General features: G+C 68.2%; 9 protein-coding genes. 1 reads left to right on the forward strand and 8 read right to left on the reverse strand.

Annotation, left to right across the window (positions count from 1 at the left end):
* Positions 1 to 76 precede the first annotated feature (76 nt).
* A complete protein-coding gene (locus HOP59_RS08740) occupies positions 77 to 760 on the forward strand; it encodes a haloacid dehalogenase type II (RefSeq protein ID WP_234253588.1) in 684 nt (227 codons plus the stop codon).
* Positions 761 to 763: 3 nt separating this feature from the next.
* Here HOP59_RS08740 and HOP59_RS08745 read toward each other — a convergent pair whose 3' ends face one another.
* The 8 genes from HOP59_RS08745 to glgA all read right to left on the reverse strand — a co-directional run bounded on the left by HOP59_RS08745 (position 764) and on the right by glgA (position 15,769).
* Complete coding sequence (locus tag HOP59_RS08745) at positions 764 to 2,062, reverse strand: MFS transporter (protein WP_010627089.1); 1,299 nt, start codon at positions 2,060 to 2,062, stop codon at positions 764 to 766.
* A gap of 43 nt (positions 2,063 to 2,105) precedes the next feature.
* Complete coding sequence (gene glgB, locus HOP59_RS08750; RefSeq protein WP_234253589.1) at positions 2,106 to 4,358, reverse strand: 1,4-alpha-glucan branching protein GlgB; 2,253 nt, start codon at positions 4,356 to 4,358, stop codon at positions 2,106 to 2,108.
* A 28-nt stretch (positions 4,359 to 4,386) separates the two neighbouring features.
* A complete protein-coding gene (gene glgX / locus HOP59_RS08755) occupies positions 4,387 to 6,570 on the reverse strand; it encodes a glycogen debranching protein GlgX (protein WP_010627091.1) in 2,184 nt (727 codons plus the stop codon).
* A 79-nt stretch (positions 6,571 to 6,649) separates the two neighbouring features.
* The gene (locus HOP59_RS08760; protein ID WP_010627092.1) at positions 6,650 to 7,366 is read right to left on the reverse strand and encodes a DUF2934 domain-containing protein; all 717 of its coding nucleotides are present in this window, start codon (positions 7,364 to 7,366) and stop codon (positions 6,650 to 6,652) included.
* A 1-nt stretch (position 7,367) separates the two neighbouring features.
* Complete coding sequence (gene treY / locus HOP59_RS08765) at positions 7,368 to 10,160, reverse strand: malto-oligosyltrehalose synthase (protein ID WP_234253590.1); 2,793 nt, start codon at positions 10,158 to 10,160, stop codon at positions 7,368 to 7,370.
* Positions 10,153 to 12,345 carry a 4-alpha-glucanotransferase gene (gene malQ, locus HOP59_RS08770; RefSeq protein ID WP_010627095.1) on the reverse strand — a complete coding sequence of 731 codons (2,193 nt, stop codon included), beginning with the start codon at positions 12,343 to 12,345 and terminating at the stop codon, positions 10,153 to 10,155. The genes treY and malQ overlap by 8 nt, the downstream gene beginning before the upstream one ends.
* Entirely contained in the window at positions 12,342 to 14,156 is a 1,815-nt protein-coding gene (treZ, locus tag HOP59_RS08775) for a malto-oligosyltrehalose trehalohydrolase (RefSeq protein WP_234253591.1), read from the reverse strand. The genes malQ and treZ overlap by 4 nt, the downstream gene beginning before the upstream one ends.
* Entirely contained in the window at positions 14,153 to 15,769 is a 1,617-nt protein-coding gene (gene glgA / locus HOP59_RS08780) for a glycogen synthase GlgA (protein WP_234253592.1), read from the reverse strand. Before glgA ends, treZ begins: the two co-directional genes overlap by 4 nt.
* Between the last annotated feature and the right edge of the window lie 11 nt (positions 15,770 to 15,780).

The raw sequence follows: 15,780 nt of genomic DNA on the forward strand, positions 1-15,780 counted from the left end.
ACCGCTACCACGCCTTGAGCCACGGCGGGGCAGCCCCCATGCTTGGGGTGACGAAACGCAACGAGGAGCGCAGCGGATGGCAACGGTACTCGCCTTCGATGTCTACGGTACCCTGATCGATACCCATGGCGTGGTCGCCGAACTGGAAGAGCGGCTCGGCAGGAGCGGCAGGGCGGAGCTGGCCCCCGAGTTCTCGCGGCGTTGGCGCGACAAGCAACTGGAGTACAGCTTTCGCCGCGGCCTGATGGGGGCCTACGTAACCTTCGGGCAGTGCACCCGAGAAGCGCTGGATTTCACCGACCGCGCCCTGCAGACGCAGCTGTCGGACGTCGACAAGGACCACCTGATGTCGGTATACAGGCGCCTACCGGCCTTTGCCGAGGCCGCCGGTGCGCTGAAGCGACTGACGGCTAGCGGCATGCGCTGCGTGGCCTTCTCCAACGGCACCTTCGAGGCGGTCAGCGGCCTGCTCGAACAGGCCGGAATAGGCGGGTGCTTCGAGGCGGTGATCAGCGTCGACGAGGTCAAGCGCTTCAAGCCCGACCCCGCCGTCTACGCTCATCTGCGCAACCGCCTCGACGTGGCTCCCGGCGACACCTGGCTGATCTCGAGCAACCCCTTCGACGTGATCGGCGCGCGGCATGCCGGACTGCATGCCGCCTGGGTGCGGCGCAGCCTCGATGCCCCCTTCGACCCCTGGGGCATCGAGCCGGACCTGACCGTCACCGACCTGGAGGCGCTCTCTGATCGCCTGAGCTGAGGACTAGTCCCGCTGCTGGTACGCCTCGATCAGCCGCTTGCGCTCGTGCTCCTCGTAGAAGCTGGGGTCGTCGAACAGGTCGGGCTGGGAGTCGTCGAAGAGCATCTCCAACGCCAGCGGGCTGGTCTGGGTCATCGGCTCGAAGTGGGCGGGATGGCCATAGACCAGATCGGAGACGTGGCGGCGACGATAGAGCGCATAGGCACCCAGCACGGCCAGCACCGCGGCAATGTAGAAGGGCAGCGCCTGGGGCCCCAGCACGCCCATCAGCGCCCCGGCGAGAATCGGCGCCAAGGCGCTGCCCGCCCCCTGGGTCACCAGCATGTCGGCCGAGGCCGAAACCACCTCTTCGGGATGTAGCTGGTCGATCAACTGCGCCACCGCCAGCGGGTAGATGGCGAAGGAGAAGCCGCCCCACAGGAAGAACAGCCCCAGCAGCGCGGTCTGGTTGGGGGCGAACGGCATCATCGCGGCCAGCGCCGCGGCGGCGATCACCACCCAGGTCAGCACCCGAGAGCGGTCGTGCTTGTCGGAGAAGCGGCCGATGGGCAGCTGCAGCAGCGCGCCGCCCAGGATGGTCACACTCATCAGCGTACCCACGTCGCCGGCGCTCCAGCCCAACTGGCGGGCATAGAGCGGCGCCATACCCCAGAAGGCGCCCATGGCCAGCCCCGACAGCACCGAGGCCGTGACCGATAGCGGCGCGAAGCCGATCAGTGCCTTGAGGCTGCTCTTGGCGTTTTCGGGCACGGTGGGTTGCTGGCGCCGGGTCATGGTGATCGGCAGCAGTGCCCAACTGATCAGGATGGCCGTCACGGCGAAGAGCAGGAAACCGCCGGGCGTGTCCAGGCGCAGGATCTGCTGGGCGGCGGCAATCGCCCCGAGGTTCACCAGCATGTAGGTGGCGAACACGCGGCCGCGCTCGTGGCTGGCCGCCTGGCCGTTGAGCCAGCTCTCGATCACCGTCATCAGGGTGACGAAGGCCAGGCCGTAGAAGAAGCGCAGCACGATCCACACCCAGGGGTCGACGAAGATGATGTGCAGCAGCGCGCCCGAGGCGCACAGCGCGGCGCAGAAGGCGAAGGTGCGAATGTGCCCGGCGCGCCGAATCAAGCGGCTGCTGACCCAGGTACCGCAGGTGAAGCCGACGAAGTAGGCCGACATGATCACGCCCACCATGGTGGACGAGAATCCCTCGTCGGTGCCGCGCAGCGTCAGCAGCGTATTGATCAGGCCGTTGCCCAGCAGCAGCAGGGCGACGCTCCAGAGAATCGAACGGACCGGTTGCAGCATGGCCAGCATGCCATCTCTCCTTACTTCCGTGTTGAAGTCGTGAGTGTGTTCCCTACCTCGCTAGCGGCCGCAGAATGATCACCGCCAGCGGCGGCAGGGTCAGCTCCAGGCTCGCCGGCTGACCGTGCAGCGGTTGTTCGTTGGCCTCGAGGCGGCCCAGGTTGCCCAGGTTCGAACCGCCGTAGCACGCCGCATCGCTGTTGAAGATCTCTTCCCAGGCGCCGGCTCGCGGCACGCCGACCCGGTACTCGTGCCGCGGCACGGGGGTCATGTTGGCCACTACCAGCAGCGGCTCTGCGTGGGCATCGCAGCGCAGCCAGGCGAACGCGCTGTTGGCGTGGTCGTTGCCGATGACCCAGACGAAGCCGGCCGGGTCGCAGTCGCCCTGGTGCAATGCCGGCTGTTCGCGATACAGCCGGTTGAGATCCCCCACCAGTAGCCGGACCCCGGCGTGGCGCGGCTCGTCGAGCAGCCACCAGTCGAGTTCGCGGTCGTGATCCCATTCGCGCCACTGGCCGAACTCGCAGCCCATGAACAGCAGCTTCTTGCCCGGCTGGGTCCACAGCGTGGCGAGATAGGCGCGCAGATTGGCGAACTTCTGCCACTCGTCGCCGGGCATCTTGTCGAGCAGCGCGCGCTTGCCGTGGACCACCTCGTCATGGGAGATCGGCAGCATGAAGCGCTCGGAGTATGCATAGACCTGAGGAAAGGTCATGTTGTGGTGACCATGGCAGCGGTAGAGAGGATCCTCCGCCATGTAGCTCAGGGTGTCGTGCATCCAGCCGAGGTTCCACTTGTAGGCAAAGCCCAGCCCACCCTCGGGTACCGACCGGGTCACGCCGGGCCAGGCGGTCGACTCCTCGGCGATGACGGCGGCGTCGGGCACCTCTTCGGCCACCACCTGGTTGAGGTGGCGCAGGAAGTCGAGCGCTTCGAGATTCTCGTGACCGCCATGGCGGTTGGGAATCCACTCGCCGTCGCGCCGCGAGTAGTTGCGGTAGATCATCGAGGCCACCGCATCCACGCGCAGGGCGTCGATGTGATAGTGCCTGAGCCAGTGCAGGGCGGAAGAGAGCATGAAGCCGTGCACCTCGCGCCGGCCCAGGTTGTAGATGTAGGTGTTCCAGTCCTGATGGAAGCCCTCATGAGGATGCTCGTACTCGTACAGGGCGGTGCCGTCGAAACGCGCCAGGCCGTGGGCGTCGGTGGGGAAATGGGCCGGCACCCAGTCGAGGATCACGCCGAGCCCCGCCCGGTGGCAGGCATCGACGAAGAAAGCGAAATCCGCCGGCGAACCGTGGCGTGCGGTAGGCGCAAACAGCCCCAGCGGCTGATAACCCCAGGAGCCGCCGAAGGGGTGCTCCATGATCGGCAGCAGCTCGATGTGGGTGAAGCCCATCTCGCTCACATAGGGGATCAACTGCTCGGCCAGCTCCCGCCAGTCGTAGAGTTCGCCCTCGTTGCCGCCGTGCTTGCGCCACGAGGCAGCGTGCACTTCGTAGATGGCGATCGGCCGGTCGGGGGCGAGCGTCTCGCCGCGCCGGGCGAGCCAGGCCTCGTCGTGCCACTCGAAATTCTCGATATCGGCCACTTTCGAGGCGGTGCCGGGCGGCAGTTCGCTGGCCAGCGCTACGGGATCGGCTTTTTGCACGACGTGCTCATGGGCGTCCACCAGTTCGTATTTGTAGGCTTCGCCCGACTGCAGACGCGGCACGAACAGCTCCCACACGCCGGCCTGGTGGCGCAGGCGCATGGGGTGGCGACGGCCGTCCCAGCCGTTGAAGGCGCCGATGACCGAGACACGCCGGGCGTTGGGCGCCCACACGGCGAAGCGCACGCCCGCCACGCCGTCGATCTCCATGAGTTGGGCGCCCAGGCAGCGGCCGAGGTCGCGATGGGTGCCCTCGCCGATCAGGTGCAGGTCGATGTCGCCGAGCAGGAGGCCGAAGCTGTATGGGTCTTCCGTCTCCTGAACGCCGTCGGGCCAGTGGATGCGCAGCCGGTAGGGGAAGATCTCGCTCAGCGCGATGACGAACAGCCCCGCTGTGCCGAGTTCGGTAAGGCGGCCCTCGATACGCTCGCTGTCACGCCGCAGGACGTCCACGCCCTGGGCGCCGGGAACGTAGACCCTGAGTGCGTACCCATCTCCCTGCGCGTGCAGCCCCAGCACTGCGAAGGGGTCGGGATGGCGGCCGCTTGCCAGCGCCTCGGCATCACGGCGGGGCAGGGCGGCGCTGGCAGCGCTCGGTTGCCGGTCACTCGGCTTCGTTTCCCAATCATCACTACAGGCCATCAGTTCCGTCATGTGCCCTTCCGTCGAGAGGTGGTCGTGTTCATGGCGCCTGCTCCAGTTCGAGCATGACCAGCGAGCGTCCGAGCATGGCGTACTCCTCGCCGAAGGCGCGCAGGCCGGCATCGGGCGGTGTGCTGTCACGCGTATCGAGCCGGCACACCCAGCCGTTGCCGCGGGGTACGTCGGGCAGGCAGAAGGCGATCGGTTCGGGGCTGGCGTTGAACAGGATCAGCAGCGAGCGGTCGTCGCCTGCGCGGCGAATGCCCGAGGGGCGGGCGCGGCCGTCGAGCAGCAGGCCGAGACAGCGCGCTTGTGGATCCTCCCAACGCTGCACGTCCATCTCGCTACCGTCGGCAGCCAACCAGGTGACCTCCCTGAGTCCCATCTCCTCGTTGTACTCGCCGGAGAGAAAGCGGCCGCGGCGCAAAATGGGATAGCGCAGGCGCAGGGCGATCAGCCGGCGCAGGTAATCGATCAGGTCGTGGGCGTCGCCCTCCAGGTTCCAGTCAAGCCAGCTCAGCTCGTTGTCCTGACAGTAGGCGTTGTTGTTGCCGCGCTGGGTGCGCAGCAGCTCGTCGCCGGCCAGCAGCATCGGCGTGCCCTGGGAGAACAGCAGCGTGGCGAGGAAGTTGCGAATCTGGCGCAGGCGCAGCGAGTGGACGTCCGGGTCGTCGGTGGGTCCCTCTTCGCCGTGGTTCCAGGAGAGGTTGTGGTCGTGGCCGTCGCGGTTCTCCTCGCCGTTGGCCTGGTTGTGCTTGTCGTCGTAGGCGACCAGGTCGTGCAGGGTGAAACCGTCATGGGCGGTGACGAAGTTGACCGAGGCGAAAGGGCGGCGGCCGCGGCGGTCGAACAGGTCGGCCGAGCCCATCAACCGCGAGGCGAACTCGGCGAGCTGGCCCTCGTCGCCGCGCCAGAAGGCACGGCTGGTGTCGCGGAAGCGGTCGTTCCACTCCGCCCAGCCGGGCGGGAAGCCGCCCACCTGGTAGCCGCCGGGGCCGCAGTCCCAAGGCTCGGCGATCAGCTTCACCTGGCTCAGCACCGGGTCCTGGCGGCAGGAGTCGAGAAAGCCGCCGCCTTCGTCGAAGCCGTGGGGCTCGCGGCCGAGGATGGTCGCCAGGTCGAAGCGAAAACCGTCGACGCGCATTTCGGTGGCCCAGTAGCGCAGCGAGTCGGTGACCATCTGCAGTACCCGGGGATGGCTCAGGTTGAGCGTGTTGCCGGTGCCGGTATCGTCGATGTAGTAGCGCGGTTCGTCGGGCAGCAGGCGATAGTAGGAGGCGTTGTCGATGCCCTTGAAGGAGAGGGTGGGGCCGAGATGGTTGCCCTCGGCGGTGTGGTTGTACACCACGTCGAGGATCACCTCGAGATCGGCGGCGTGATAACAGGCCACCATCTGCTTGAACTCATTGATGTTGCTGCCGGAGAGATAGCGCGAATGGGGGGCGAAGAAGCCCAGGGTGCTGTAGCCCCAGTAGTTGCGCAGCCCGCGCTCGAGCAGGTGCTGGTCGTCGACGAAGGCGTGGATCGGCAGCAGCTCCACCGACGACACGCCGAGCGAGCGGATGTAGTCGACCACTTCGTTGACCATCAGCCCCGAGAAGGTGCCGCGCAGCGCTTCGGGCACCGCCGGGTGACGCATGGTATAGCCGCGCACGTGGGTCTCGTAGACCACGGTGCGCTCCCAGGGCTGCTGAACGCCACGGGAGCGGCCCCAGGTGAAGGCGGGGTCGATCACCCGGCAGCGGGGCATGAAGGGGGCGCTGTCGCGGGTATCGAAACTGAGATCGCCGTCGGCATGGCCGATGGTGTAGCCGAACAGCGCTTCGTCCCACACCAGCTCGCCCACGAGCTGCTTGGCGTAGGGATCGAGCAGCAGCTTGTGTGGGTTGAAGCGATGCCCCGACTCGGGCTCATAGGGGCCGTGGACCCGGTAGGCATAGAGCTGGCCCGGGCGGGCATCGGGCAGGTAGCCGTGCCACACCTCGTCGGTGTACTCCGGCAGCTCGATGCGCTCCACCTCATGGGTGCCGCTCGCGTCGAACAGGCATAGCTCGACCCGGGTGGCATGGGCGGAAAAGAGAGCGAAATTGACGCCCAGCCCATCCCAGGTCGCGCCCAGCGGGAAAGGCCAGCCCTCGCGCACGCGCGAACTCCGGATCACCCCGGGTTGTTCATCGATCGCCACGGCGGGGTCGATCTCTTGCGGCTCCTGCCTCGTGTTCATCGTTCGTCGTCCTTGATCGCGGTGGGCGTCTTGCTGCCCTGTGTCGTGCTACGCCTCTCGCCATCTGCGCATGCGCTGCTTACTTGCGCGATTTGCTGCGGCTGCCCGCTGCGGCCTTCTTGCCCGCGGGCGAATCGGCTGCCGCCTTGGGCTTGCTCTCACCGGTCGTCTTGCCTCGTCCCTTGGCCGTCTTGCCCGACACTTGGGAAGTGTCGGTGCCGTCGGGCTGGGTCAGGCCATCGCTCTCGCGGCGCGGCTTGCGTGTACGCCTGGCCGTAGCGGACCCCGGTGGTAGCGGCTCCATGGGCCCCGGGCCGGGCTCCGCCGAGGTTTCCCTGGCCTCTTCGCCGCCACGATTGGCGACCCCCTGATCCTGGGTACCGGTACTGGTCGCCTCCTCGGCCGGCAGCGGGCGGGTCGAGGCCGCGGTAGGTTCGGGCTCGTCCGGGGCCGGGCCGGGGCTGCCGCGATCCTGCACCGGGACGTCCTGGGCCACGTCGCGGTCGTCGCGGTAGGGCAGTTCGTCGAAGTCGGGTTCACCGTCGGGGGGCTCCAGCGGCAGCCGGTTCTCATCGATGCCCCTTTCGTCATCCTCCAGCGGTAGGTCGTCCTCGAGAATGGGTGGCTCGTCAACCGGCTCGCCGACCTCCTCGAGTTCGGCGTCCATGCCCGCCGCCTGCTCCGCGGCGACGATCTTCAGCGCCATGTCCCAGTGGCGCTGCTGCTGCCCTTCGGGTCGTCCTTCCGACTCCCAGATTTCGTAGGCCAGGTTCCGTACGCGCTCTTCGTCAGCCATCCTAGCTCTCCCTTTGCCTGTGCGTGTCTCGTAGGTAGACGCCGACGGGGAAATCCTTCAGCAATTCCCCGGCAGCGACAGTCTCCGTCGTTACTGTCAGGGTGGTACCGGTCAGCGCGCTTTGCCAAGCGCCACGTGCCCCTTGGGGCAGGCAGATGCCGCTGTCGCCCCACTGCGTCGGCGGCACCAGGGGGCGGTCGGCGTCCGTCAGCAGCCCTGCTGACAGCCGCGGCACGACGACCAGCAGTTGCCGATCGGCGTGGCTGCGCAGAAAGGCGATCAGCCGCTCCTCATGCGCGCCGGCGGTGGCCAGCGGCCGATAGTCGCCATGGACGAAAAGCTCGCGCCGCTCGTGGCGCAGCGCAAGCAGGCGTGTGATCAACGCCTGCTTGACGGCGCCGTGGCGCCAGTCGGACAGCGCCTCGCCGAGCGCTTGCTGCCGGTCGAGCGTCGCCAACCGTGCGGCGTGATCGACCGGGCGGCGGTTGTCGGGATCGACCAAGCTGTAATCCCAATATTCGCAGCCCTGATAGAGGTCGGGGATGCCGGGCACGGTCAGCCTCAGCGCCGTCTGAACCAGGCCGTTGAGCGCGCCCGGCAGGTCGAGCTCGCGGGCCGCCGCCTCGATCTCGCGGCACAACTCGGGGCTGGCCAGAAGCCCCAGCAGGTAATCGCGGCAGGCGCTCTCGTAGGCCTCGTCGGGCCACAGCCAGTGCGTGCGCAGCTTGGCTTCGCGCACGGCTTTCTGCTGCCACTGAGCCAGGCGTTCGGCAAATTCATGCATGCCGTCGTCGTCGTGACGTGAGAGCGTCGGCGGCCAGGCGCCGAGCAGCAGCTGGTAGAGGATCAGTTCGTCGCCGGGGCTGGGGGTGGCACCCGAGGGCAGCACCTGGCGCAACGGGGCGGCGAGATCGCGCCAGCGTTCGACACAGGTGGCGAAGTCGGCGGGACTTTCACTCAGCGCGGCAAGACGCGCCCGCACGTCTTCACCGCGCTTGTGATCGTGGGTGGCGGTGGCGACCAGGCCGTGGGGGAAGTGGCGTGCGCGCCAGGCGTTGGTTTCGTGGAACTGGCGTGGCGAGTGGCTGAAATGCTCGCCGTCGAAGCCGACGTCGTTACGCGAGATCAGGGCCGCGCTGCGATAGCCGGCGGTGTCCTCCACGGCCTTGGCGGCCACCGGCGAGGTGAGCTGCTGAAAGCGCACGATGGCGCTCTGGCGCAGCCAGCGCTCCTCGGCGTCTTCGGCGTCGGCGGGGGCTTCGCCGCCCAACCAGCGCTCGAGCCGGGCCAGCACGGCGGCGTCGGGCGGGCTCAGCGCCGTGCGGGCGCCGGCCATGGCTTGATCGAAGAAGCTGGCGTCGAGCTCCGGACGGCCGCCATCGTCGGCGTAGGTGCGGTAGACCGGGAAATGCACGATCAGCGCCTCGAGCGCCCGACGCAGGGCGGCCAGGGTGACGTCGCGGCTCGCCAGGCGATGGCGAGCCATGGCGTGCAGGGCACGAACGCAGGCCTCGAATTCGCTGACGAGCAGGGTATGCAGCACCTCGCGGCGGGCCTGGCGCACCTCATCCAGAAAGTCGTCGCTGCGGCCGCTGATGCGACGCCACAGCTCACGTAGCGGCTGAGCCCCGGCGGGGTCGTGCTGCAGGGCCGAGATCTCGTTCATCAGCTCGTAGCCGGTGGTACCGTCGACCCCCCAGTCGCGATGCAAGGTCTCGTCGGCGGCGAGGATCTTCTCGACGAAGATCGCCACGTGGCGTACCGCGTCCGGCGGACGCCGTTTCTGGATCTCGCCCAGGCGAGCCCGCAGACGGCGGCAGTAGCCGCGCGGGTCGGCCAGGCCGTCGATGTGATCGATGCGCAGCCCGTCGACCCAGCCCTGTTCCACCAGGCGTAGCGGCAGGGCATGCACCGCTTCGAACACCTCGGGCTGCTCGATGCGCAGCCCGCCGAGTTCGGTGATGTCGAAGAAGCGGCGCCAGTTGATCTCGTCGGCGCCGGTTCGCCACCAGGCCAGACGGTAGTGCTGCTGCTCCAGCAGGTCGTGGAGGCGAATGGCGCCGCCGCGGGTGCTGCCGTCGAACAGCCTCAGGGCACGCTCCAGGGCGCCTGCGGCAGCCGGCTCCGCCAGTGCCTGACGCAGCTCGCGGCGACACTCGGCCACGGCGGTATAGGCATCGTCGCGCTGGCGCAGGGCATCGAAGCGTGGCGCCAGTTCCCAGAGGACATCGTGCTCGGCCAGACGCAGGATGTCGCCGTAACAGCGCGGATCGAGAGGAAAGCGATGCTCGTGATAGGCCACGTGGAAGGCGCAGGTTTCCGGATCGTGGCGCAGTTCGAGCTCGCCGCCGTGCAGGGCGTCGGCATAGGGCCCGCCGAGGAAGGGTAGCAGCACCTTGCCGCTCAGCAGCGGATCGGGAGAGTGCCAGTCGATGTCGAAGAAGCCGGCGAAGGGGCTCGCCTGGCCCCACGCCAGCACGTCCTGCCACCAGGGGTTCTGCGAACCGCCCACCGCCACGTGGTTGGGAACGATATCCAGGATCAGGCCCATGCCGTGGGCGCGCAGGCGCGTCACCAGCCGCTCCAGCGCCTCCTCGCCGCCGAGCTCGGGGTCGATGCGGGTAGGGTCGATGCCGTCATAGCCATGGGGTGAGCCGCTGCGGGACATTTGCAGCGGCGAGGCATAGACATGACTGATGCCGAGCCTGGCGTAGTAGCCGACCCATTCGGCGGCATCGTCCAAAGTGAAGCCGCGGTGGAACTGCAGGCGAACGGTGGCGCGGATGTCACTCATCGATAGCCTCCCCCGGGGATTTTGGGACAGAGGGCTCCTGGACAGAGGGCTCCTGGACAGGGGGTTCTTGGATAGGGGGTTCTTGGGTAGAGGACGCTTGCACGGCATGACGGCGGGCCATGGCCAGTTGCTCCAGCCGATCTCTCACCTCGGTAGAGGCGAACAGGCGTGCGGTGGCGTCGGGCAGGCGCCGCCGCCAGTTGGGGTGCTCGTCGAGGGTGCCCGGCAGGTTGGCTTGCTCCTCCAGCCCCAGGGCGTCTTCCACCGGCAGCAGCGTGAGCGGTGCCGGGGTCAGCCCCAACTGCTGTACAGCGGCATCCAGCACCTGCGAAACGGGCAGTTCGGTGGCTTCCAGCCCCATGGAAGAGGCCAGCGGATCGAGCAGGCCGAGAGCCCGAGCCAGGCGTGCCCGCTCGCTGCGGCGCTCGGCTTGCTCGCTGCGAGCATCCTGCTCTTCGCTCAGCAGGCCCAGGCGGTCGCGCCACTCGATGTCGCGCCCTGCCCACCAGCCTGCCAGGGTGGGCAGATCGTGGGTCGAGCTGGTGGCAATGGCGTCCCGGGACCACTGGGCCGGCGGCAGGAACCCGCCTTCGGCATCGCGCTCGAACCACAGCACGCGCATGCCGAGAATGCCGTGGCGTGCCAGTCGCTGACGAAAGCCGGGAGGAACGGTGCCCAGGTCCTCGCCGATGACGATGGCGCGGTGACGCCAGGACTCCAGTGCCACCAGGCGCAGCAGATCGTCGAACGGATAGCGCACGTAGCCGCCTTCGGTGGGGGCCTTGCCGTGGGGCACCAGCCACAGGCGCATGAGGCCCATCACGTGGTCGATGCGCAGCCCCCCGGTATGGGCGAAGCCGGCCCGCAGCATGTCGATGAAGCTGCGAAAACCCGAGCGCACCAGGCCCTGGGGCGAGAAGGGCGCTAGGCCCCAGTCCTGGCCGTGTACGTTGAAGGCATCCGGCGGGGCACCGATCGACAGGCCTTCGAGCATCTCCGCCTGGCGGCTCCAGGCCTGGCTGCCCGCCGCGTCGGCGCCTACCGCCAGATCGCCGATCAGCCCCACCGCCATACCGGCCTCCCGGGCCGAGGCCTGGGCGCGGGCGAGACCTTCGCTGACTAGCCATTGCAGGAAGGCGTGGAACTCGACGTCGCGGGAGTCCACCTCGGCGAAGCGCGCCACCTCCGGGCCGGTCGGCTCGTGCAGCTCCCGGGGCCACTGGCGCCAGTCGAGAATGCCGAGCCGGTGCTGCAGGGCCTCGAAGCGGCAGTGGTGTTCGAGCGCCGAGCCCCCGCGCTGACGAAAGGCCGCCAGGGCCTGGCGCAGCCTGACCGCCTGCGCATCCTCGCGCTGCATCAGGTCGTCGCACAGAGCACGCAGCCAGGACAGCTTGGCACTCGCCGTGGCAGGCCAGTCGAGCAGCGGCTCCGCTTCGAGCCGCGGCAGGGCATCGTTCACGCCACTGACCTCCATGGCGCGCTTCACTGGCTCCTCGCCCAGCAGGGCTTCCGGCGCCGCATGCAGCACGTTGTAGAGCAGCCGGCTGGAGGGGGCGTAGGGGCTGTAGCGCGTCACGTCGGCGCTGAACATGGCGTGGGTCGGGCTGATCGCCACGGCTCCAGCGCCGGCCTCAGCGGCATGCCGTACCAGCCGCTCCAGCGCCAGGGTGTCGCCGATGCCGCCGTCGCCGGGCCGACGCAGGGCATGGAGCTGCGCGGCCAGGCCCCACAGGCGCGGTGTCTCGCTGTTGCAGGCGTCGCCTAGCGTGAAGCAGCGCGGCGGGGCCACGGCCAGGGTCCTCACGCTGTCGCCGATCTGCAGCCGATGGTAGCCGGGTGTCTCGACGGGGGGCAGTTCGCCCGCCCGCGTGAGCCGGCCCTCGCGACGCTCGCCGTTTTCCAGAACGAGAACGTAGCCGGTGCCTTCAGGGAGGGCAGAAGGCAGCGCCGTACTCCTGCTCTGCTCGGCGGTGATCAGCGGTGGCCACTGTGCAGAGGAAGTGGGCGGACGCAAGCGTTGCAGGCTGGCGTCGATCTCGCTGGCGTTCCCGGCAGGGTAACCCAGGCGTGCCAGCAGCTCCCGCCGGGTGGCGTCGTCGAGCCGGCGGGTGTGCCCTTCGCTGTCCTGCCATTCGTCGATCAGGCCGGCGGCCTCGGCCAGCGCATCCAGGCGTGCGTCGCTCATGCGCAAAGCTCCTCGTCGCCGGGGCCGGGGCGCAGCCAGGCGGCGGCGCAGTTGGGCGGCAGGCTGCCGCTTTCGGTGGCCACCGCCACGCCGTCGCGGGTTTCATGCAGGCGGTGGCCGATGCCGAAGGCCTGGGTCGCCACCGCTCGCTCGCTGAGGTTCACGGCAATGACCAGCTGGCTGTCGTCGTTCATTTGCCAGCGGGCCACGACGGCCCTGTCGCCCAGCGCCTCGGCGCCCAGGGCGCGAGCGCCGTCGAGCCGCGGCACGATCTCATCATGGCGAATCGCCAGCAGTTGCCGAACGTAGGCCAGCCGGTCGGCATGGGGCGGCGTCTCCCGGCTGTCGAAGTCGGGGCGTGACGCCGCGAAGGTCGCCTCGGCGTTGGGGTCGGGGATGGCTTCCCGCCTGGCCGGGTCCTGGAAGGTGCTGAAGGCGGCGAACTCGGCGCGGCGACCCTCGCGCACGGCCTCGGCCAGTTCGGCGCGATGATCGGTGAAGAACAGAAACGGCCGCTCGCTGGCCCACTCCTCGCCCATGAACAGCAACGGCACCATGGGCGAGAGCAGCAGCAACAGCATGGCGGCCTCGAGGGCCTGAGGCTCGGCGAGCCGGGTCAGACGTTCGCCCAGGGCGCGGTTACCCACCTGGTCGTGATTCTGCAGAAAGGCGACGAAGACGCTCGGTGGCAGGTGGGCGCTGGGGGTGCCACGCGGTGTGCCGTCGCGGGTGGGCTCACCCTGATAGACGAAGCCCTCGCTCAGGCAACGCACCAGCTTCTGCGTCGGCTCGTCGGCGAATTCGCCGTAGTAACCCTCGCGCTCGCCGGTGAGCAGCACGTGCATGACGTTGTGCCAGTCATCGTTCCACTGGGCGGTGAAGCGGCCCGGCCCGAGCAGCTCGGCGTCGTTGTGCTCGTTCTCCAGCACCAGGTGCACGTGGCGGCTGGCGTCGAGGTGGCTGCGCAGCGTCTCGGCCAGCTCGACCAGAAAATCGCGTTCGCCGATGGCGTGCACCGCATCGAGGCGCAGGCCGTCGAGGCGGTACTCGTCGAGCCACATCAGCGCATTCTCGATGAAGAAGCGCCGCACCATGGGCTGACGGAAGTCGATCGCCGGCCCCCAGGGGGTGTCACGGTCGTGGCGGAAGAAAGCCTCGGCGTAGCGTGGCAGGTAGTTGCCGTCGGGGCCGAAGTGGTTGTACACCACATCGAGGAAAACCATCAGGCCCAGGCTGTGAGCATCGTCGATGAAAGCCTTGAGCGCATCCGGGTCTCCGTAGGCCTCGTCCACGGCGTAGGGCAGCACGCCGTCGTAGCCCCAGTTGCGCGAGCCGGGAAAGGCCGCCACCGGCATCAGCTCGACCGCGGTGACGCCAAGCTCGGCCAGGTAGGGCAGCTGACGGCGTGCCGCCTCCAGTCCCCCCAGGGTACCCAGGTGGAGTTCGTAGAGCACCGTCTCGTGCCAGGGCCGCCCGTTCCAGTCGGCATGCCGCCAGGCGTGCCGGAAGGGGTCGACGACCAGGCTCGGCCCATCGATGCCGCCTGCCTGGGCGCGGGCGGCGGGGTCGGGCACCAGAATGCCCTCGGTGTCGTCGTCGAGATGCACGCGATAGCGATAGCGGGTGCCGTGGTCGCACTCGGCCTCGCCGACGAAGCGCCCTTCGCCGGCCTGGGTCATGTCGAGCGGCGCCTGTCCTTCCACCATGAGCTCGACCCGGTGGGCGCTTGGCGCCCAGAGTGCGAAGCGGGTCCAGTGCGGGCCCAGCACCTGGGCACCAAAGGTGTATTCGAATCGAGTGGCTGCGTTCATCCGGCTTGTCGCACCTCCACGCCTGCTTCGTTGCAGATGCGCCGATAGAGCTGGGTGTAAGGCGCGATCGACTGACGCCAGTGGTAGCGCCCGGTCATGGCGGCCCGGCGCATGGCATAGAACAGCTCGGTGGAGTGATAGACCGAGAAGGCCTGCTGGATCGCCAGCATGAAGCTGGCCAGATTGGCGCCTTCGAACAGGAACCCGGTCACGCCATCCTCGATGGTATCGGCCAGCCCCCCGGTACGATGAGCGATGGGCAGCGAGCCGAAGCGCTGGGCGTACATCTGACTCAGGCCGCACGGCTCGAAGCGCGACGGCATCAACAGGAAGTCGCTGCCGGCGTAGATGCAGCGGGCCTCGTACTCATCGAAGCCGATGTAGGCGGCCACGGCCCCCGGGTAGCGCTCCGCCAGCCGATCCAGTTGCTCCTCCACGCGACGCTCGCCGCTGCCGATGAAGACCAGTTGGCCGCCTGCCTGGACGATGCTGGGGGCCGCGTCGATGACCAGGTCGACACCCTTCTGGTGCACCATGCGCGAGACCATGGCGAACAGCGGCCCGGCGCTGGGGGCCAGGCCGAAGCGGTGGCGCACGTAGTCAGCATTGGCACGCTTGCCACGCCAGTCGTTGGACGAGAAGGCCTGAACCAGGTGAGCATCGGTGCGTGGATCCCAGGAGTCGTCGATACCGTTGGGAATACCGCTAAGCCGCCCTTGCTGCGCCTTGCAGCACAGCAGCCCCTCCAGGCCGCAGCCGAACTCCGGCGTGGTGATTTCCTGCGCATAGGTGGCGCTTACCGTGGTCACGTGGGAGGCGTAGACGATGCCCGCCTTCATGAAGGAGAGCCTGCCGTAATACTCGACCCCTTCGATATGGAAGGCGCTGTCGGGAATGCCCAGTGCCGTACAGCGCGACCTGTCGAAGAGCCCCTGGTAGGCCAGGTTATGGATGGTGAAGACACTGGGGACCTGGCGTCCCATCCACTCCAGGTAGGCGGGGGCCAGGCCACATGTCCAGTCGTTGAGATGCAGCAACTGTGGCTGCCAGTCGAGTCCGGCCTGACCGGCAGCGATCTGGGCGGCGGCCAGCGACAGCCTGGCGAAGCGAATGTCGTTGTCTTCCCAGCCACCGCTGCCGTAGCCCCCGGGGCCGGTGCCATAGGGGCCGCCATCGCGCTCGTAGAGCTCGGGGCAGAGCAGCACGTAGATCACCATGCCGTCGGCACAGGTCATCTCGCCAAGCTCGCAGGCCGGCAGCTCGGCGTGGGCGGGCAAATGACCGACGCGACGAATGTTCAGCGCCGAGTTGCGGACTTCCCGGTAGGCCGGCATCAGGATGCGAATGTCGTGGTGAGCTGCCAACGCCCGGGGCAGGGCCGAGGAGACGTCGCCCAGACCGCCGACCTTGACGAAATCGGCTATTTCCGGGGTGGCGAAGAGGATTCGCTGTGACGGATGTCGTCCTTCGCCCCTGGCCCGAGGCAGGGCTGCGTCGCGTCCGGTCTTGCTGGTATCGTCGAGCCTGAACTCCTCGAGACGTGCGGTAAACGCGCGACTTCGAGGAACCGCTTTCGTATCGGAATCGATACCCTTCAATGCCACATTGCCCATATGACAACCCT

Source organism: Billgrantia aerodenitrificans (assembly GCF_021404405.1).
Lineage (GTDB): Bacteria > Pseudomonadota > Gammaproteobacteria > Pseudomonadales > Halomonadaceae > Halomonas > Halomonas aerodenitrificans.